Annotated in this window: 15 protein-coding genes and 1 tRNA gene; 8 read left to right on the forward strand and 8 right to left on the reverse strand. The window is 42.5% G+C overall.

The window, feature by feature from the left end; all coding sequences use genetic code 11:
• Positions 1 to 287: 287 nt before the first annotated feature.
• The 4 genes from SNE26_RS26960 to SNE26_RS26975 form a co-directional block, all read right to left on the reverse strand.
• Positions 288 to 1,562 carry a glycoside hydrolase family 71/99-like protein gene (locus SNE26_RS26960; RefSeq protein ID WP_321556942.1) on the reverse strand — a complete coding sequence of 425 codons (1,275 nt, stop codon included), beginning with the start codon at positions 1,560 to 1,562 and terminating at the stop codon, positions 288 to 290.
• 94 nt (positions 1,563 to 1,656) lie between these two features.
• Positions 1,657 to 4,218, reverse strand: coding sequence for a galactose oxidase (locus SNE26_RS26965; protein WP_321556943.1), 2,562 nt, complete (start codon positions 4,216 to 4,218; stop codon positions 1,657 to 1,659).
• Between the two features lie 331 nt (positions 4,219 to 4,549).
• Positions 4,550 to 6,736 carry a DUF5703 domain-containing protein gene (locus tag SNE26_RS26970; RefSeq protein WP_321556944.1) on the reverse strand — a complete coding sequence of 729 codons (2,187 nt, stop codon included), beginning with the start codon at positions 6,734 to 6,736 and terminating at the stop codon, positions 4,550 to 4,552.
• Between the two features lie 733 nt (positions 6,737 to 7,469).
• Positions 7,470 to 7,557: transfer RNA gene (locus SNE26_RS26975), tRNA-Ser, on the reverse strand.
• Between the two features lie 260 nt (positions 7,558 to 7,817).
• Here SNE26_RS26975 and SNE26_RS26980 point away from each other — a divergent pair.
• The 3 genes from SNE26_RS26980 (at position 7,818) to cdaA (ending at position 10,233) form a co-directional block, all read left to right on the forward strand.
• Positions 7,818 to 8,789 (forward strand): polyprenyl synthetase family protein, encoded by a 972-nt coding sequence (locus tag SNE26_RS26980; RefSeq protein WP_321556945.1) that lies wholly within the window; start codon positions 7,818 to 7,820, stop codon positions 8,787 to 8,789.
• 80 nt (positions 8,790 to 8,869) lie between these two features.
• Complete coding sequence (locus SNE26_RS26985) at positions 8,870 to 9,340, forward strand: group II truncated hemoglobin (protein WP_321556946.1); 471 nt, start codon at positions 8,870 to 8,872, stop codon at positions 9,338 to 9,340.
• 101 nt (positions 9,341 to 9,441) lie between these two features.
• Complete coding sequence (gene cdaA, locus SNE26_RS26990; RefSeq protein ID WP_090530839.1) at positions 9,442 to 10,233, forward strand: diadenylate cyclase CdaA; 792 nt, start codon at positions 9,442 to 9,444, stop codon at positions 10,231 to 10,233.
• A gap of 100 nt (positions 10,234 to 10,333) precedes the next feature.
• Here cdaA and SNE26_RS26995 read toward each other — a convergent pair whose 3' ends face one another.
• A complete protein-coding gene (locus tag SNE26_RS26995; RefSeq protein WP_321556947.1) occupies positions 10,334 to 10,723 on the reverse strand; it encodes a hypothetical protein in 390 nt (129 codons plus the stop codon).
• A gap of 151 nt (positions 10,724 to 10,874) precedes the next feature.
• Between SNE26_RS26995 and frr the strand changes: the two genes are divergently transcribed.
• Both frr and SNE26_RS27005 read left to right on the forward strand, forming a co-directional pair.
• Positions 10,875 to 11,438, forward strand: coding sequence for a ribosome recycling factor (gene frr, locus SNE26_RS27000; RefSeq protein ID WP_321556948.1), 564 nt, complete (start codon positions 10,875 to 10,877; stop codon positions 11,436 to 11,438).
• Between the two features lie 73 nt (positions 11,439 to 11,511).
• Complete coding sequence (locus SNE26_RS27005) at positions 11,512 to 13,272, forward strand: ABC transporter ATP-binding protein (RefSeq protein WP_321556949.1); 1,761 nt, start codon at positions 11,512 to 11,514, stop codon at positions 13,270 to 13,272.
• 412 nt (positions 13,273 to 13,684) lie between these two features.
• Here SNE26_RS27005 and SNE26_RS27010 read toward each other — a convergent pair whose 3' ends face one another.
• From SNE26_RS27010 to SNE26_RS27020, 3 genes are read right to left on the reverse strand one after another with little or no spacing between them, the layout of a single operon-like run.
• Positions 13,685 to 14,419: a LytTR family DNA-binding domain-containing protein gene (locus SNE26_RS27010; protein WP_090530824.1), complete on the reverse strand. Its 735-nt coding sequence runs from the start codon at positions 14,417 to 14,419 to the stop codon at positions 13,685 to 13,687.
• Positions 14,420 to 14,473: 54 nt separating this feature from the next.
• Positions 14,474 to 15,799 (reverse strand): DUF1080 domain-containing protein, encoded by a 1,326-nt coding sequence (locus SNE26_RS27015; protein ID WP_321556950.1) that lies wholly within the window; start codon positions 15,797 to 15,799, stop codon positions 14,474 to 14,476.
• A 27-nt stretch (positions 15,800 to 15,826) separates the two neighbouring features.
• A complete protein-coding gene (locus SNE26_RS27020; protein WP_321556951.1) occupies positions 15,827 to 16,774 on the reverse strand; it encodes a sensor histidine kinase in 948 nt (315 codons plus the stop codon).
• A 349-nt stretch (positions 16,775 to 17,123) separates the two neighbouring features.
• Between SNE26_RS27020 and SNE26_RS27025 the strand changes: the two genes are divergently transcribed.
• The 3 genes from SNE26_RS27025 to SNE26_RS27035 are packed head-to-tail and all read left to right on the forward strand — an operon-like array spanning position 17,124 to position 19,033.
• Positions 17,124 to 17,336: a hypothetical protein gene (locus SNE26_RS27025; RefSeq protein WP_321556952.1), complete on the forward strand. Its 213-nt coding sequence runs from the start codon at positions 17,124 to 17,126 to the stop codon at positions 17,334 to 17,336.
• A complete protein-coding gene (locus tag SNE26_RS27030; protein ID WP_321556953.1) occupies positions 17,330 to 18,229 on the forward strand; it encodes an ATP-binding cassette domain-containing protein in 900 nt (299 codons plus the stop codon). The genes SNE26_RS27025 and SNE26_RS27030 overlap by 7 nt, the downstream gene beginning before the upstream one ends.
• A 3-nt stretch (positions 18,230 to 18,232) precedes the next feature.
• On the forward strand, positions 18,233 to 19,033 hold the full coding sequence (locus SNE26_RS27035; RefSeq protein WP_321556954.1) for an ABC transporter permease: 801 nt from the start codon (positions 18,233 to 18,235) through the stop codon (positions 19,031 to 19,033).
• Positions 19,034 to 19,059: the final 26 nt, after the last annotated feature.

A 19,059-nucleotide genomic window follows, 5' to 3' on the forward strand; every position in this document is an offset into this window, starting at 1 on the left:
AAAAGTGCTTTGTTATCAGAGGTTAGCGCTAAAGGTTGATTTTTATATGCACCGATATAAATATGGCAATCACTAAATACAGTATAAATGACCATGCTTTATTTTGATATACCTTGAAACTGTAAATAACTGAGCAATGAATTGTCTGCATAATATTATAGATAAAACAATTAATAATAAATGAACTACATATTTGCTTACATGCTTCTTTGAGAATCTTTCTTTATCAACCTTAAAAGTTGCAAACATTGGGCAGGGCGTTATCAATGCATAAGACAACAAACTTTTTATTTCTTGTTTATACCAACAGGCAATGGCACATCTTTTTGCAGCGGTATTTGTTTCCGGAGCATTTTACCCGCGTAACCGGTTAAATACAGGTAATAATCGTTAGGGATATCATCTTCATATTTTACAAAAGTGCTTAACCCGACAGGCGGATTTTTAGAAGCTTTTAATATAGCTGTACCTTCATCAACTTCATCAAACATGGCTACATACAGCATTTCGGCACCACTGCTGATGGCTCCGTAGATCTGTTTCCAGAAAAAATGCCCCCTGTTGCGCGGAATTTGATTTTGCAGGCTGCGCGGGTTCATGTTATGCCAGCTAAAGCCAGGAAAAACAACCGGTACATAGTCGAGCTTATTAGTTTTACACCAGGCAATGTCATCGGCAATACGGCTTTGAAATTGGGGATACGAGTCTTCATTATACCGGCCCACAAACCAGGGATGAATAATATCGGCCTTGCGCAGTACGGCGTGCAGGTGCGGGTCCTTTTCGGTATCGTTTCCAAAATCCCGCCAGTAGGTGGGTACGCCCAGTAACACGGCGCAACCGCCATAAACGGGATCGTTCTTTAAAAAATCTATAATTCTTTCAGCTTCGGCAAGGCCGTACCTGCGGTTATCGTTAAACCCTATGCCCCAAACAGCTACTAATGGTTTACCGTTGTGGTATAAGTAAGTTTGTTTATTACCCCGGTTGGTTAGTTTTAAACTGTCTACCAGATGTTTCCAGTCTTTAATCACTATCGAGTCGCCCCCCTCGCGCATGCCCGACAGGTCGTACATGAGCGCTATCGCCTTGTGGTGTTTTCGTGATGATGTTAACACATTACTCAAAACAACATCATTATGCGCGCGGCCACGGCCTCTTTGCACATCAGCTATAAAACGCTGCACAAACACCCCGTCAACACCGTATTGCTGCATCCATTTAAAATGTGTTTCGGTTGATGAGGCATCGTGCGAGCTATAGACATAAGCGTAGCTGCCATCGGAATGTTTAAAGGAAGTTTGGTAGGTTTTTTCATATTCGCTTACGTCGGGCCATACATCAATATTGGTGCTTCCGGGTTCAAATTTGCCATGGGAGTTGTAGTGATTCCAGCCGCGGCCGCCGCCATCATCCGGCGCGTTGAACCAACCCTGGTAACCGGCCATTACGAGGCCCTTATAGCTGGTAAAGGCCGATGTTTTACTATGTTTAGGCGACTGACTGTAACCCGATGCGGTTATAAACAGTAATAACAGGCTAAATAAATGTTTTTTGGACATTAGGTTTATTATAAATGGTTATAAACCCAAATTTGTGCCGGAGCCTTAATTAATTCTTAAAAATTTATTAATTATTTTCCTCCGGGCGTTTTTATTATTCTAAAATAGAATGAAAATCGCGCTCAAAGCTTTCGCCATAAATTACCTTATACTCTTTACTAAAGCTTTCAAAGGTATTTTTAGCCAGCGAATGCTTACCCAGGTAGGATAGGGCTTTGCATTTCAGTATCATTGCATCTTCATTCACAGGGTCGAAGTAGAAAATATCATTGGCCAGCTTTATCAGGAACTCCGCGTCATCAGCAATGGCAATGGTGTTTGCAAACTGGATATAAGAATCAATGATTTCGTTCGATACTTCTGATTTAAAGGTATCCAGCCATTCGTATTCAATGTTCGATAAAAAATTACCCCTTTGTGTAATATGGGTAAGCTGTATGATTTTTTGTTTATTGAGCTTGCTTTTGTTTGATACGATGTTGAGATAGGTATGGTAATCAACCATGATCTCGTTATAATCTATCTCGATTTTCCAGTAGCCGGTATCTTTTGATAAATGGCAATGCCCCATTTTGTCGAGCAGCGATTTAAGCTTGGCAATATTTACTGAGCGGTTGTTACGGGCGCTCTTTTCTGATTTATCAAACCACAATATCTCGTTCAGCTTTTCGGAGCTTACCCCACGGCCCAGCTTTATGGAGTAAAGTACAATAACCAGGAACAATTCTTTTAACAGAGGTGTAAAATATTTGGTGATTTCCTGACCCCCGGCGGTAAAAAGCTGCAGATCGCCAAATAAAAATATAGCGTTTTTGTTGCTGTTGAGCTTATTGTCATGGTCGGCTTCAGTGGGTAGTTCTTTTTGTTCGGGGATATGTTTAACAACCTCCACACCCACAGGTGCCGGAGGGGGGTGGACGGCTTCACTTTTGTTCTTTTTTTTGCTGATGGTTACACCTGCCGCTATACCCAAACTAATTATCAGCAGACCGCTTATCCACCAGATATAATTAACACCGTAGCTGAGCACCGGGGTTTCCAATGGTTCCGGCGGACTTAGCAGCGAGTATATTTTAACCCGGGTTTGTTCGTTCTGTTTAAAAAGTGTTACCGTTAAAAACTTATTGCTTCGCGGGCAGTAATAAATATCGGCATAGGCGTTCACATCATGAAACAGATAGGGGATTGTATCACCCACTAATTTATAAGCGGGCTTGTCAAGCGAACCCTGTATAAGCTGCAAATTGGAGTTGAACTTATGCTGCGGAAAAATAAGGCCGTAATAGATATGCGATTTTGAGTTAATAATGAGGGAATTGGCAAACACAAAATCTTCGTTTTTAACTTCAATATTAAAAAGTTTCTTAAACGTTTTAGTTTTCACATCAAAACGCATCATATCATACAAATTACGTGGGTTCACAATTTGCTGACCCGATGCGCTGCCATAACCGCCAATTACGTATGCGGTATCGCCGGTGGCATTGATACCCAGGCCTGCCAGGTAGCGGGGGGTAAATGTATCGCCTTTAATTTTGATGTTTTGCCAGGTTGAGGTATTTACCCGGTATTGTTTTACACTATCTTTATATACCAGTTGACCATACCCTCCAATGGTATAAATGGAAGTATCTGTTTGGCAAAAAAACTTATTTAAATGCCCGTTATTAGTTTCAATGGGCATGTTTTTAAAGCTCCTATCCCACGCATCGTCATTGATGTTATAGGTAGCAATAACTTTCTGATCTATATATAGATAATATAGTTTGTTATTGTTGAAGAGGGCCTGATCGCCGGGTATCAGTTGCTGGCGGCCTGTTCTGTACGCCATACTTTTTAAAGGTGTATTGCTGTTTACCGAGTATGACAGCAATGAATCGGCAGTAATAATGTACACTGTTTCCGTAAGGGGGTCAAAGGCCAGGCTGGCGGTTCCGCCAACGGTGAGCTCCTGTTCTGCTTGCCAGTTACGGTGGCGTGATTTTATCCACAGCGCATTAATGACTTTGCCATTGTTCTGGTTCACCTTTTCCTGCACCATATCCCCTTGCCACTCGCTCAGCGGCCACCATGCCAGCAGCTTATCGTTTTGTGCCACCTTTACATCGCGTAGTTTAAACGGAGGTAAATCGGTAGTTTGATACTGCCGGTAAGCGTTTGCCCCAAAAAGCAATTTATAACTGGTGCTTTGTTTTAAATGCGTACCTGCTTCGCTGAAGGCTTCTTTGCCGGCAAAAACGGTAAGCTTGTTGTTCTTAAAATCAATCAGTATCCGGAGCCGGCTCCAGTTATTAAACAATATCTTTTCATCAATATTAAATGAAATTTTGGAAAGCTTTTCACCTATAATGATTTTAAAGTGTCTGGTATTGGCCTGGTTGTCATAAACGAGATCAATATTCTGCTTGTCGTCGCCCACCAGTCGTAGTATATAGCCAAAATATATTTGCCGGTTGGGGATAAAGGCCAGATCAAAGGAAACATCGAGATTATCTTTGGGGGCAACATTATTCAGGCCGAGATCTAATGTGGTGCGCTTATCCTGTACTACCTCATGACTATAAAAACCGAGTCCGTATGATTGAGCACGAACAGGTTGTACCAATAGTATATTTGAAAAAACAACCGCAATTAATCCCGATAAAAAAAATCTCATGTTGATCAGTACACATTAAGTATTACAACTTAAGTACCCGTGTTGTATTTATAATTTAGGTCAAAAAAATATTACCATATTTAGCTGACGGCATTGGCTAAATTACAACAAAACAGCTTACAATCAAAGATTATATAAGGAATAACCGACCCCGAAACAAAACCGCAGAAAATTATATTAAACGGCTTTGAAAAGGTGTTGTGATACTTTTTTAACCCTGTTTCTGTTTTTATCGGAGCAAGGGCTTTAAACAGCGGGATAATTAATATCCTGTAGCTTTTAAAATAATTCAACAATAGGGGCGGGGTTAAGCAAACTATGCAGATGGTGTTTAAAATCGGGGTCCATGGCGTTTTTTAGTCATATCCACGACATCGGCCATGCGGTTGGCGGGGGTCACTTTCAGGTTTTGTAGTTTACCATTTACTACCTTACCCTGCACCCTGGTGTTGTAAGGGGCATTCAGTTTAAAATCGGCATCCCAGCCTGCCGGCCAGGCGGGCAGCAGGATTATCTTTTTACCATCGGCCTGCATCAGCATTTGCTGTAACCCGTTTTCGCCGTTACCGCCATTATCTTCGTCTGGATGATAATCGTTACCACTGGCCCAAAAAGCCGGGAACTTCAAATCGGGCGATTTGCGGGTGAAGGCAAAGCTCACATAATCCTTTGCCACATCAGCCTGGCCTAACATGGCCGCCTGTATGGGATCCTGTACCCAACAGCCTTTGGCTCGTTGTTTACGGGTATTAAAAGTATTTAGTGCCAACTCCAGATCGGGCTTGCCTATACCGTACAGCCTGAATGGATATACTGCATATAGCTCCGGGTTTTCGCTGTTGAACGATTTGGCAGTTTGCGGGCCGGTATAAGGTAGTAACACGTTTTTACCATTTACTTCGGCCATCGGTAATGGAGGTAGTTCGTTGTATAGTTTTTGCCATTGCTGCCGGGTTTTATCATCAACTAAAGTATTTGATAATGTTATCATGCGACTGATTACCGCGCGTAGGGCGGCAATATCAGGCGCGGGGTTATGCACCTTCCAAAACATCTCAATAGAGTTGTCAGGATCGAGTAATAGCTTACCGGTACTATCGCGACCAAAATGCTTGTCGAAAAATTCTATCCCGGCAGTTGCAACCGGCAGCAGTGTTTGTTCAACAAACCGGGTGTCGCTCGTGTATTCGTAATAATCAAGCATCATCATGCTCAGTTCCAGTATCGGCGTAAAATAATGATTAGTGTAATTGGCTTTTACATTGGGTCCCATAAACTGCAGTCCGCCCCAAAAAGGCGCGGTTTCGGCAAAGTAAGCGCCGTCATGATTGTAAAACTGTTTTACCTGTGCTTTATTGGCCGTTAGTATCTTAGCGTACATATTGAACAGGGGCATCATCATGTCGAAGTCGCCGGCCATGAGCCTGGGCCAGTACATTGCTCGTGTGTTTTGAAACCAATATTGCCCGCCCCAAGCTCTGAAATCAGCATTTTGGGGGTCGGGTTTGCCATCATGTTTCCAGCCGGGGTTATCCACAACAAATATCGACCCATTGAACTTTATAGGCCCGGTTCCTCTCCCCGCGCAGGCAGTAACAAAGCGCTGCAATATATAACCCTGTGTAACCTGTGTGGCTAAGTCATCACCTTTTAAAAATATGTGGCTGCGGTTCCAGAATTGTTGCCACCATTTTTGATGTGCCAGCCGGGTTTGTTCCACATTTAGGTTCCCCATTGCTGTCTCTTGTTTGTCCAGCTGAGCAAGCCACTTCTTACCGGTGCCCGCAACCGCTGTTAAAGGATAAATGGAAACGAGCTGTGTGTTTACATTGCCCGATTGCAGTGTCGATGCATCTTTACTCACTAATCCTTTACCCTTTACAACAGCCCCAAAAGTAAGGTTAGCCAAATGCGGATCGGCAGTTGCCGAATTATGATGATACCAGACAATGCGGTTTTTCTCGTTGTTCAGCACGGTGTCTGTTTGGCCGGCGCGCCAATTATCAAGCTTTACGTTTACCGAAACAGGAATATGGCTCTGTGCCTCTACCCTTATTACCGGGTTATTGGCATCAACCCAAACCCTCAGCTTAACTGCTGATCTGCCTTCGCCTTCCTGCACTAATATTTCGCCACCGCGTAATTTTAATATCTGTTTAAAGGCTGCGCTTTTGGCCAGCGGGCTGGGACTTACCGAAATATGAATGGCACCCAATTTCATGAGTACGCCACCCTGTTGCATCCAGGGGTCTTTCTGGGCATCCAATTCGCCGCCCCAGGCATCGGTTTTACTGATGTAGAAAACCAGGTCGCCTTTTTTTTCCACCCACACATTGAGGCCTATGTCCCCATTACCCAACGGCATTGACTGCGACGAAGTTGGCCCGGGCACATCCCAGGTGACGTTATAATTATCGAGTAGGGAATCTGTAACAGCCGCCACGATTTGGGCTTCGGTTTTGGTTATGCTTAAGGCTAAAAAAGTGAGGCAGGCGTACTTTAAAAGATTGTTGTTCATTATGAAATATATTGTAGATTGTTATAATGATTATATAATATGTGTATTTATCGACCGGCGAGCAAACCGCCGCCGGCGTTGACCGGCGAATGCTCTCGCCCTGTACTTTCAACACAACGGTTTGCAATACCGGCAAAGCTTTAAGGCCGCCTGAAGAAAGCGGAGCGTTCAGCCTCGCCTGTGCCCCTTGTTTTAAACCGCTTAAAATGATACTTTGTGACGCCGTCCGGGCTGGCTTATTGGTTGATTGATAGTACAAATAAATTGCCCCGGCTTAATAAAACATTAAAAAAGTATTAACCTGTAACGATTGAGTGAATTTTGTATTTTATCGCCGCTTTAAGGGCATCGGAAACAAAAAATAGCTCAATTTGTAGTACTTCTATATATCCGTCCGTGATCATAAAGAAACTGGAGCATTTTCTTTACATGGTTGATGTCATCCGGCAATAGGTGCATCACGTCAGCATGCCCGCGCTGAGCCCACCACTGTTTATGGCATCAGCAAAAAGATGGGGAATACTGGTGCAATTGGAAATTCCGGCATGCTTAACCATGCTGTTTCGTTCCCATTAGACCAGCGAGTTGTGTGAGGAATATCAAATTTCAAATATGTAATTCAGGAAGATAACATGGTTATAGTGTAACAGAACGCTCTGAACTCTTCGCCGGAACGCATTGATCAACGGCTTCGGAATATCCAGGCTTTTAGTTATTTTGGTATGAAAATCAGCGGAGAGGGAGGGATTCGAACCCTCGATACCCTTTTGGAGTATACACACTTTCCAGGCGTGCTCTTTCGACCACTCAGACACCTCTCCGTGTAAATGTGGATTGCAAAGGTAAAATATTTGCCCTTACTATCAATAAAAAAGCGAAGCCAGTTTTAACTGGCTTCGCTTTCACAAAAACTTAACTCTACTTATAAAAATTGCACTAGCATAAGTATGACGGTTATTGTGTGCTTTGGTTTAATTTGAGTAAAAAATATTAGGCCGTAATGCAGATACATAATTTTAGCTTATGTTTGCTCCGCACTGTCACATGGCGGTGGTTAACGTAAAATACTGTTTTGGTTGCAATGCTGAGCATCAACGACATTAAAAAACCTATTGCTGCCGATATTGATGCGTTTGAGGAGAAATTCAGGAACTCAATGAAAAGTTCCGTTCCTCTGCTTGACCGTATCACGCATTATATCGTAAAGCGTAAAGGCAAGCAGATCCGCCCCATGTTCGTGTTCTTTTCGGCCAGCATTTGCGGAGGCATCAATGAGGCAACGCACCGCGGAGCGGCATTGGTTGAGCTGTTACATACGGCATCACTTGTGCACGACGATGTGGTTGATAACTCCTACCAGCGCCGCGGCTTTTTCTCTATCAATGCTTTATGGAAAAATAAGATAGCCGTTTTGGTGGGCGATTACCTGCTATCAAAAGGTTTATTGCTTTCTATCGATAACAACGATTTTCAACTGCTGCGTATCGTATCCGATGCTGTTAAGCAAATGAGCGAGGGCGAACTGATGCAGATTGAAAAGGTACGCCGTATGGATATTGGCGAACCTGTTTATTACGAAGTGATCAGGCAGAAAACCGCTTCGCTTATTGCATCATGCTGTGCATGCGGCGCTGCATCGGCGGGGGCCAGTGATGAAGTAGTTGAAAAAATGCGCCTCTTTGGCGAAAAGATAGGTATCGCCTTCCAGATCAAGGACGATATGTTTGATTTTGGTACCGATGATGTGGGTAAGCCATTAGGTATTGATATTAAAGAGAAAAAAGTTACCCTGCCGCTGATTTACGCGCTGGCCAATTGCAGCAGCTCAGAAAAAAAGAGAGTGATCAACCTGGTGAAGAACCATAATGAAGAGCCTAAAAAAATTGCTGAGATCATCAAATTCGTAAAGGATACCGGGGGCCTGCAATACGCCGAAACCCAGATGAAAAAGTACCAGGAGGAGGCTTTTGAGATCCTGAACACATTCCCCGACAGCGACTCGCACCGCGGACTGGAGCAACTGGTTAGGTTTACTACCGAAAGGGACAAATAAATCAATTTTATTGCTGTATATAAATAACTGGCTTTTTAAAGATGCACTGCTTATCTTTATCATAACCGGTTTTTACAATTATGACAGCTACAATTCCCACTCTGTTTGAATGGGCGGGCGGCACACCTGCTTTTGAACAGCTTTTCAATAATTTTTATGATAAAGTTTTAGCCGATGAATTGCTGGAGCCTGTATTTAAGCACATGTCGCCCCAGCACCGAATGCATGTGGCGCATTTTGTAAGCGAAGTATTCGGCGGGCCCAAAACCTATAGTGAAACTGAAGGCAGCCATTATGCCATGATCAATAAGCATTTGCAAAGGTATTTAAACGAAGCACACCGTAAGCGCTGGATTGAACTGTTGCTGCAAACCGCCGATGAACTATCGCTGCCAGATGACCCTGAATTTCGTTCGGCTTTTATGGCCTACCTGGAGTGGGGCACGCGGATAGCGGTGTTGAACTCCCAAACGGATAATACAACTGAAAGCGCCGATACACCTATGCCGAAATGGGGCTGGGGTGTACCGGGCGGACCATACATTCCCTGAATAATAACACGGGCATGTAAAATGACCGGTGTACCGGGTCGGCACATCATAATTACCATCCTTCCGGCGTTTATGTTCGGGTAAACTTATTAACTTCGTAAATGCAGTCCATACAATCCCTTTTTCCCAAAATAGGTTTTTTCTCTATCCTTGATGTATTGCTGGTGGCTTTGATCATTTACCAGTTGTATAACCTCATCAGGGGAACCATTGCGGCTAATATCTTCATTGGTTTCGCAGTGATCTTTGCCCTTAATTTTGTGGTAAAGGCTTTAGACATGAAGCTGCTTACCATTATCCTGGGCAAGTTTGTTGATGTTGGGATCATTGCCATTATCGTGGTATTTCAGCAGGAAGTAAGGCGGTTTTTATTGCTGGTAGGGAAAAATGCATCCTTACAGCGTAATAAAGCCTGGTGGCAGTATTTCTTCGGAAAATCTGAAGTGGAAAAAAATAACTACGCCCGTATAAAACCTATTATTGATGCCTGCAAAAGCCTGAAGCAAACCCGCACAGGGGCGCTTATCGTTTTTGCTAAGTATTATGACGAACAGTTTTATCAAAATAGCTGCGAGGTGGTGGAGGCCAAAATTTCAAAACGTTTGCTCGAGAGTATTTTTCAGAAAACCAGTCCGCTGCATGATGGTGCGGTGGTGATTTCGGAGAATAAGATAAAATCGGCAAGTTGTATTTTACCACTTACCGAAAAAACAGACCTGCCGGCACAGTTTGGTCTGCGCCACAGGGCAGGCATTGGTGTAACGGAAGCTAATGAAGCAACGGCGATCATTGTATCTGAAGAAACCGGTGAAATCTCTTACGCCAAGCAGGGCCGGATTAAAATGAATATCAGTTTTGCTGAATTGGAAAAGGTTTTGAATAAAGATTTTTAAAGGTCAGGCTCATAATGAAAAAGCTTGTTCGTCAACTGGCGCAAGTCTTGTGTGAAGGATAGTGCAGGGATGACTTGTGACACCCCAGTTAATGTATATTTCAAGGAGTAACCTTATCTTTTTTAACCTCAACAACATCCGGATTAACAACATCTATCTTTTTAATCAGCATGTGATATTTCGTCCCCGGTTCATCTGTTTTAACAACCGGCATATTATCGCGTGGATAGGTTTTAATAACCGGCATGCGGCTGTAAACGGTTTCATCTGCAATAAGCTCGCGTGTGTTTAACCGTGTGCCATTATTGTTTAATAGTCCGTTTTGCGGAAGTACCGGGATTAATTTTGACAGGTTGGTATCGGCCTTGAATGGTTTCAGGTTAAATAGCTTATCGACAGCATTATTGTTACCGGGAGCTTTATTTAAATTTTGTGCTTTAAGCCGACTTGCACAGGCTAAAATAGCAACAAAGAGTAAGGCTTTTTTCATGGCGATAATATTTTATACTAATATACCTATCATTCAATAATATTTAAATGTTAAATAATGTTATTTATTGTTAAATGCTTTTTAATTGAACCCAAATACCCAAGCCGTAAAATGATAGATTTTATTACTTTTGTTGAAAATTTAAAAACCGATGAGCGAACTCATTAAAAAACAAGTAAACGATGCAAAGGCCAATATGGATAAGGCCATTGAGCATGCGGACAGCGAACTAAATAAAATACGTGCAGGTAAAGCAAGCCCATCATTATTGGATGACGTTAAAGTTGATTACTACGGTACACCAACACCTCTTAGCCAGATCGGCAGTGTAAATACTCCTGATGCCCGTACTATCGTTGTTCAGCCATGGGAAAAATCATTACTGGGCGCAATTGAAAAAGCCATCAAGGAAGCAAATTTAGGGCTTAACCCACAAAACGACGGTATCATTATCCGTATTAACGTACCGCCGCTTACCGAAGAACGCCGCCGTGACCTGGTTAAAAAAGCCAAAGGTGAAGCTGAAACCGGTAAAATAGCTATCCGTAACATTCGTAAGGATGCCAACGAAAAGATCAAAAAATTAAAATCGGAAGGTGTTTCTGAAGATGAAATAAAAACAGGCGAAGCTGAAGTACAAAAACTTACTGATGTTTACATCGCTAAAGTCGACCAGCTTTCAGAAGCTAAAGAAAAAGATATCATGACGGTTTAATATTAACCTTGTGTCAAATTAAAAGGGAATGAGCTACTTAGCCATTCCCTTTTTTTATGTTTGCTGCCGAAACATGAATGTATTAATCTCTTACTTAAAAAAACACCGCGGGATAGTTGTATTTGCACTTTTCCTGGCGGCAATGAATATAGGCTTTTCACTGCTCGACCCATGGATAACCGGCCGCATTGTTGACCGTGTTATTGAACAACGCAGTAAGCTGAAATATGACGCATACCTGAACCAGGTGCTGATGCTGGTTGGTGCAGCCATCGGTGTTGCCATGGTATCGCGTATAGCTAAAAACTTTCAGGATTATTTTACCAATATAATTACCCAAAAAGTTGGTGCCGAAATGTATGCCGATGGTTTAAAGCACTCGCTTGAGCTGCCTTACCAGGTATTTGAAGACCAGCGGAGCGGCGAAACTTTGGGCATATTGCAAAAAGTACGTTTAGATTGCGAAAAATTTATCACTTCTTTTATCGGGATCCTTTTTGTATCCCTGATCGGGATGGTGTTTGTAATTGTATATTCGGTAAGTGTAAGCTATAAAGTTACGTTGGTATATTTTGCAGCGATACCGATCATCACTTTTGTGAGTATGGCTATGAGCCGCCGTATCAAAACCATCCAGAAGAAAATTGTGGCCGAAACTACCGCGCTTGCAGGTTCAACTACCGAATCGTTAAGAAACATTGAGCTGGTAAAAAGTTTGGGTTTGGCCAAGCAGGAAATTGAAAGGTTAAATAATACAACCTACAAAATCCTTGACCTGGAACTGAAAAAAGTAAAGTATGTACGCAGCATGAGCTTTGTACAGGGCACTACGGTGAACTTGGTAAGAAGTGTGATGGTTGTGGTATTACTGATGCTTATCTTTAAGGAAACAATATCTCCCGGACAATATTTCAGCTTTTTATTTTACTCATTCTTTTTATTTAACCCTTTGCAGGAGTTAGGCAACGTAATCCTTTCCTGGCGCGAGGCTGAGGTTTCCCTTGGCAACTTTAACCGGATATTGAGTATCCCTATTGATAAAAAGCCCGAAAAACCTGTATTGCTTGAAAAAGTGAATACCTTAACGTTTAATGATGTTAGCTTTAAACATTTAACCGCAAATCGTAACGCGCTCAACCATATTAGTTTTGAAACCAATTCCGGAGAAACAATCGCTTTTGTTGGCCCTTCGGGCTCGGGTAAAACTACGCTCGTTAAATTATTGGTTGGTTTATATCAGCCCTTGCAGGGCGATATTTTATACAATGGTATCTTAAGCAAAGAGATTGATCTTGATCAGCTGCGTGAAAAAATAGGCTTTGTAACCCAGGATACGCAACTGTTTTCGGGTACTATCCGCGAAAACCTGCAGTTTGTGCGCCCGGGGGCTACCGACGAGGAATGTATGGATGTGCTACAGCGTGCAGCCTGCCAAACCCTGCTTGCCCGTGCCGATAAAGGTTTAAGCACCGTAATTGGCGAGGGCGGTGTAAAAGTGTCAGGTGGCGAAAAACAACGCCTTTCTATAGCCCGTGCTTTATTACGCAGGCCGGATATCCTGGTATTTGACGAGGCAACCTCTTCGCTTGATTCCATCACCGAGGAGGAGATCACCGAAACCATCCGTAATGTATCCGAAAAGGAAAATCATATCACGATCCTGATCGCTCACCGCTTATCAACCATTATGCATGCCGACAGCATTTACGTATTGGAGAAAGGCCGTATTATTGAATCGGGTAAGCATGCTGATCTTATTTCCCAAAAAGGTTTATATTATGCTATGTGGAGGCAACAGATAGGGGAGAAGGATACGGTAGACGCGCTGGATTAAAAGTATATTTTATTAAAACAACAAAGGCGATATTTGACATCGCCTTTGTTGTGTGTTTAAATACCCTCCGTCATGCCGAATTTATTTCGGCATCCCACAGGACATGTTCAGCAATTGCTTTGCATGATGGTAACTTAGCTTGTGAGGTGCTGAAACAAGTTACCCATGACATAATAAAAATTACGGTCATGTTGAACTTGTTTCAACATCCCATTTGCTAAGCGGCTTGCAAATCAAGCCGTCTACCTTTCTTGTGAGGTGCCGAAACAAGTTCGGCATGACGACGGAGAGATGTCATGCTACCTTCAGAGGCCGCCGGGTTTAATAACTCAGCATGATGCTTTTATTTTGTAGGTAGATTTATCTTATGCGTGTCTCCAATAAAAGCAGAATGAGTTGTAAGTCCTTAAACCTAAATATTTTTATTTTCAATCATCCTGAAAAACTCATCGCGGTAAGTATCCCCTACAGGGATGATCTTGTCGCCTATCTGGATGCGGCTGCGTTCAATGCTGTCAATTTTGTTAAGGGCTACAATGTATGATTTGTGTACCCGAACAAAATGTTTTTCGGGGAGTGCATCTTCCATCTTTTTCATGCCCTGCAGGGTAATGATCCGCTCGGCAGAGGTAAAAATGCTGATATAATCCTTCAAGCCCTCAATAAACATGATGTCATGCAGGTATACCTTCTGGATCTTATGTTCGGTTTTTACAAAGATAAAATCGGTTGAAAAATCATCCTGCTGCACGGGTTCAGCCTGCATCACTACCTGTGGTTTGGCTGCAACCGGCTGGATAATACTTTGTGCTTTTTGTACCGATTTAAAAAAACGATCAAATGCGATAGGCTTTAACAGGTAATCAACTACATCAAGCTCATAACCTTCAAGCGCGTACTGCGGGTAGGCTGTGGTTAAAATAACCTTAGCTTTTCCGTTGGCAATTTTCAGGAACTGGATGCCGGTAAGCTCGGGCATCTGAACATCTAAAAACACCAGGTCGGCTTCGGCCGCCTGTACCATGGTAAGCGCCTCGATGGGGTTGGTTGTCGCTTTAACCAATTGCAAAAAAGGCATCTTGGAAATATAGTCTTCCAAAATATGCAGCGCCAAAGGCTCATCGTCAACTACCAAACATCTTATCATAGCGTAAAAATAATGTAATAATGGTTATCTTAAATTTTTTAATGTGCTGTTTTGTTATAACGGCGTCAATTCAACAGATTTATACCAGATTTCGGCTCCTTCCGATTGTAACAGAATGCGGCCATGCGATAATGAGGCTATTCCCCAGTTTACCAAATGCCCGTTAACATAATGTTCAATCTGGCTGCCGTTGCAAATAATTTCGATGGTGTTCCACTCGCCGCGCGGGTTTTCAAAATTGGCGGTGCGGTAAACACGCTGCTGGTCCCACTCAATGGCCGATTTATTGGGTGTAACAACATTGGTATGCTGTACACACCAAATATCGCCGCAATCACCCTCCTGGATCTGACATTCTATCGATCTTGGCCAAACAATATCTTTATCAGCCTCGCCAAAATGATATAAGATACCCGCATCGCGTACGCCCTTTTCGCGCGGATGATATTGTTTTGTTCCCCATTTAAATACCACCTTGAGATAATAGTTATCGTACGATTTTTGGGTAGCCATGTAGCCAAAGTATTTACCCATTACATGCACCATCCCATTTTCAATGGAGAAGTTATTATGCACATCGTTATCCTTGCCCAAAGTATCCAGGTAAGTATACCAACCCTTTTTATCCTTGCCGTTTAATAATTTTTGAACCCCAATCTCCCTGATCCAGATATTGCGGAACGATACCGGGAACTCATGCTCTTGTAGCAATAAAGGTAAGGCGAAGGCATGTTTTTGATATTTGGGTTGACCAACATGCGCCACTGTTCCTTTTATAGCTACATGGTTTTGTACCAGTATGCCATTGTGTAATACGGTAATGTAAGCCGGTGTTTTAACAGAGCTGTCGATATTAAAACGTGGGGCTGTGTAGATGATATCATACTTTTGCCACTGGCCCGGTTTAAGCGAGGCGTTTACCTGCGGTACATATTGTTTATATATAGAACCTGCCTGGCCGTTTGAGTAGGTGCGGTTTTTATAACTGTCGAGGATCTGCAGTTCGTAGCGGCTCTGCATAATTACGCCGCTATTACCGCGCTCCTGGCCTTCACCTTTAACAATGGCCGGGGTACGCCATTCAATATGCAACTGGCAATCGGCAAAGTTTTGTTTCGTGATGATGGAGCCGCTGCCCGGCTTAACGGTTACCATACCATCCTTTACTATCCAACCCGGTTTGTTGCCTTTTTGATTTGTCCATTTATCCAGGTTTTTGCCATCAAACAAAATAATAGCATCAGATGGCGGTTTGTTGCCGGCGCCAGGTAAAACCACTTCAGGTTCAGGGTCCCAAACTTCGGTTGCTTTAGGATCAGTTTGCGCAGATGCTGTAATGGCCGATGCTGCAAAAAACAGGGCTGGGAGCAATTTTTTCAAACAGGGCATGGTTATAATGGGTTATAACTATAAATCTATTGATAATTCGCAGGTATAGGTATATTCTTCGTCCCTTATTTTTAAAGAGTACCTATTGGGATAAAGGAGATCAAGCCGGCGCTGTACATTGATCAAACCAATGCCGCCCACAGCATCCCGGTTATTGTTATGTTTTTTGTTTTGGATGTAAAAATGCAGTTTGCCATCCGCTACGTTAATAAGTAACTTAATAGGCGAGTTGATATCATTAGCAACGCCATGCTTAAAAGCGTTTTCGATAAAAGCGATCAGTAATAACGGCTCTATTTTTTGATCGGTGATATTGCCATCTACCTTAAAATCAATAAAGGCTTTACTACCAAAGCGGATCTTTTGAAGGTCGATATAGTTTTGCAGGTACTGGAGCTCTTTATCCAGGTCGACTTTATTATCGTTACACTCATACAGCATGTAACGCATAATTTCCGAAAGTTTTAAAATGGCCTCGGGCGTGGTTTCGGAACGTTGATAGGCCAGCGAATAAATACTGTTTAAAGAGTTGAACAAAAAATGGGGGTTGATTTGCGACTTCAGAAAAGCCAGCTCGGCAATCAGGCGCTGGTTTTCCAGGTCGCGCTGAATGCGTTCGTTCAGGAACCAGTCTGTACTGAACTTTAAAGCCGTGCTCAGGAAAACAAATATCAAGCTGGTAAAAATGCTGCTGTAAAAATAGGTGGCAAAACTGGTTACATGACCTTTTTGATGTACTAATACAATATCCTTAAATATAAGCCCCACCCCGTACTTGCCTACGCCGTAAACTATAATGCTTGCCAGTACAAAGGTGGCATATTCCCAGTAATGTTTTTTATTAAGGAAATTGGGGATATAAACCAGGTAGTTAAGATAAAACAGGCTGATGTTGATAGCGGGATAAAGCAAAAAGATCACCAGCAGCTCTTTGGTACTGAGCTGCGCATCGTTTAGCCTTGCCAAAAAAACAAAAAAGGATATAATGCCCGTCCAAAAAAACAGGTGCCAAAAAATTATCCAGGCAGTTTTTATGCCGGTTCTGGATTTCGGTAATGGTAATGAAGCCTCCATTCGCTGTTTCTAAATCCCTTTTATGTTTACGGGTGTGGCATCTAATTTAATATTTTGATAATGATATCAGCCTGTTATTTATATATAGCTGCCCTTTTTTTCGATGAACTGGCTTTTATTATCGATGAACCGGTTAAAAGGTATAGAAAAGCGTTCATCTATAAACAAAGTGTGTTGGTCTAAATGATTTTAGCAGGTTATTTTTTTAATATTCCTTTGTTGTATAAAATCACCACTCACAATGAAAACGCTTATCAAAAATTCAAATCCTTTTATCATGTTATTGATCCCGGTAATGTTTGCCCTTATTTTGGGTGTTACTTACCAGTTCGAACAAAAAAAGGAAACAGCAATAATTGGCCGCACAGCAGTACATGCTACCTCATTGTTTCACAAAGGTTTTGTAATGGTTAAAACCGTTTGCTCAATAGCAAAAAACAATAATATATGGTAATTACTACCGAAGGCCTTTCCTTCACCTTTGGTAAGCAGCAGGTAGTTAAATCACTGGCGCTGCAAGTTCCTGAAGGAAGTATATATGGTTTTCTCGGTCCCAATGGTGCCGGGAAAACCACTACCATCAAACTCCTGCTTAACCTGCTAAAACCCGATGCAGGCAACATCCACATTTTTGAGCAGGATATTAAAACAAACCGCATCAACATACTTTCGCAAATAGGTTCGCTTATTGAGCAGCCTGCTTTATATCAGCATTTAACCGGGAGGGAAAATTTATTAAACAGGGCCTTATTATTACAGGTGCCTGCTCGGCGCGTTGAAGATATGCTTGACCTGGTACAGTTAACCGCCGCCGCCAATAAAAAGGCCGGGCAATATTCATTAGGGATGAAGCAGCGCCTTGGCATTGCGCTGGCCCTGCTGGCCGATCCTAAATTGTTGATTTTAGATGAGCCTACCAACGGCCTCGACCCCAACGGTATTATCGAGATCCGCGAGCTGTTGAAAAAGCTTGTGGCCAAACATGGCAAAACTGTTTTTATATCGAGCCATTTGCTTGGCGAGATTGAACGGATGGCCACGCATGTGGGCATTATAAATAATGGCGCCATGCTTTTTCAGGGGAGTGTTGCCGACCTGCAGGCCATCAGCAAACCACTGGTGCGCGTTGATGCCGAAAATACTGTTGACGCCGCCAACCTGTTAACCCGCAACCATATTAACGTTACCGAAGTAACCGACGAACATTTACTGGTACCCTACATCTCCAAACAACAAATGGGCGAGATCAACGCCCTGCTCAATAAAAACGGGCAAACAGTTTACAGCATCAGTAAACAGCAAAAAGACCTGGAAAAACTATTTTTAGATATCACCCAAAGCGCCTAAGCCATGAAAGGATTTATACTGTCATTCCGTTCGGAGTTTTACAAAAGCCGTAAAACGCTTGGTTTCTGGGCTTCTGTCATGTTGCCTTTATTTATAGGTGTTTTGCTGTTCGTGGGGTTTTATACCAAGAGCGAAAAGTTGGTGTCAATGCCGCCAATGATGCTTTGGCTGCAGTTTGCTGGTGCCATTTTGGGTATCATGGGCTCGCTGATATTGCCGATGTACATTATTTTTATTGCTTATTCGGTAAACAGCATCGAACACCGGGCTGATACCTGGAAAACATTGTTTAACCTGCCAATCCCGCGCTGGTCGGTTTATGCAGCTAAATTTTTTTATGCGGTATTCCTTGTATTTGTTTGCCTTGCATTGTTTGTACTGTTTACCATTGGTTTCGGCAATTTACTAAGCATAGTAAAACCAGAGTTACGGTTCGACGATTTCCACATGGAGAAAGAACTGGCACAGATCTATTTTAAGCTGTTCCTATCGTCATTGGGCATTCTCTCTATCCAGTTTTTACTCAGCCTTTTTTGGGCCGATTTCTTAAAGCCGATGGGGATAGGCTTTGTATGTACTATAGCCGGAGTTGTGGCAGCCACAAAAGGTTGGGAATATAGTTACTTATTTCCATATGCTCATCCCATGGCTGCTATCAGCAGCATGTTAAAAAATAATCATGGCGATCCCTCTAACAGGTTACAGATAGATGTTTTTACCAAAGATGTATTTGTAAGTATGGCTATTGCAGTTGTAGTATTTGTGGCAGGATATTTTATCGTACAGCGTAAGAGTGTAAAGTAGTTTTAGTGATTAAAGGTCGGAGGTAT

This window comes from Mucilaginibacter sp. cycad4 (assembly GCF_034263275.1).
Lineage (GTDB): Bacteria > Bacteroidota > Bacteroidia > Sphingobacteriales > Sphingobacteriaceae > Mucilaginibacter.

What these genes read in the sequence shown, in the direction of transcription:
- SNE26_RS26960 (WP_321556942.1), bottom strand. Translation starts at nt 1,562, where the DNA reads ATGTCCAAAAAACATTTATTTAGCCTGTTATTACTGTTTATAACCGCA.
- SNE26_RS26965 (WP_321556943.1), bottom strand. Translation starts at nt 4,218, where the DNA reads ATGAGATTTTTTTTATCGGGATTAATTGCGGTTGTTTTTTCAAATATA.
- SNE26_RS26970 (WP_321556944.1), bottom strand. Translation starts at nt 6,736, where the DNA reads ATGAACAACAATCTTTTAAAGTACGCCTGCCTCACTTTTTTAGCCTTA.
- SNE26_RS26980 (WP_321556945.1), top strand. Translation starts at nt 7,818, where the DNA reads ATGCTGAGCATCAACGACATTAAAAAACCTATTGCTGCCGATATTGAT.
- SNE26_RS26985 (WP_321556946.1), top strand. Translation starts at nt 8,870, where the DNA reads ATGACAGCTACAATTCCCACTCTGTTTGAATGGGCGGGCGGCACACCT.
- cdaA (WP_090530839.1), top strand. Translation starts at nt 9,442, where the DNA reads ATGCAGTCCATACAATCCCTTTTTCCCAAAATAGGTTTTTTCTCTATC.
- SNE26_RS26995 (WP_321556947.1), bottom strand. Translation starts at nt 10,723, where the DNA reads ATGAAAAAAGCCTTACTCTTTGTTGCTATTTTAGCCTGTGCAAGTCGG.
- frr (WP_321556948.1), top strand. Translation starts at nt 10,875, where the DNA reads ATGAGCGAACTCATTAAAAAACAAGTAAACGATGCAAAGGCCAATATG.
- SNE26_RS27005 (WP_321556949.1), top strand. Translation starts at nt 11,512, where the DNA reads ATGAATGTATTAATCTCTTACTTAAAAAAACACCGCGGGATAGTTGTA.
- SNE26_RS27010 (WP_090530824.1), bottom strand. Translation starts at nt 14,419, where the DNA reads ATGATAAGATGTTTGGTAGTTGACGATGAGCCTTTGGCGCTGCATATT.
- SNE26_RS27025 (WP_321556952.1), top strand. Translation starts at nt 17,124, where the DNA reads ATGAAAACGCTTATCAAAAATTCAAATCCTTTTATCATGTTATTGATC.
- SNE26_RS27030 (WP_321556953.1), top strand. Translation starts at nt 17,330, where the DNA reads ATGGTAATTACTACCGAAGGCCTTTCCTTCACCTTTGGTAAGCAGCAG.
- SNE26_RS27035 (WP_321556954.1), top strand. Translation starts at nt 18,233, where the DNA reads ATGAAAGGATTTATACTGTCATTCCGTTCGGAGTTTTACAAAAGCCGT.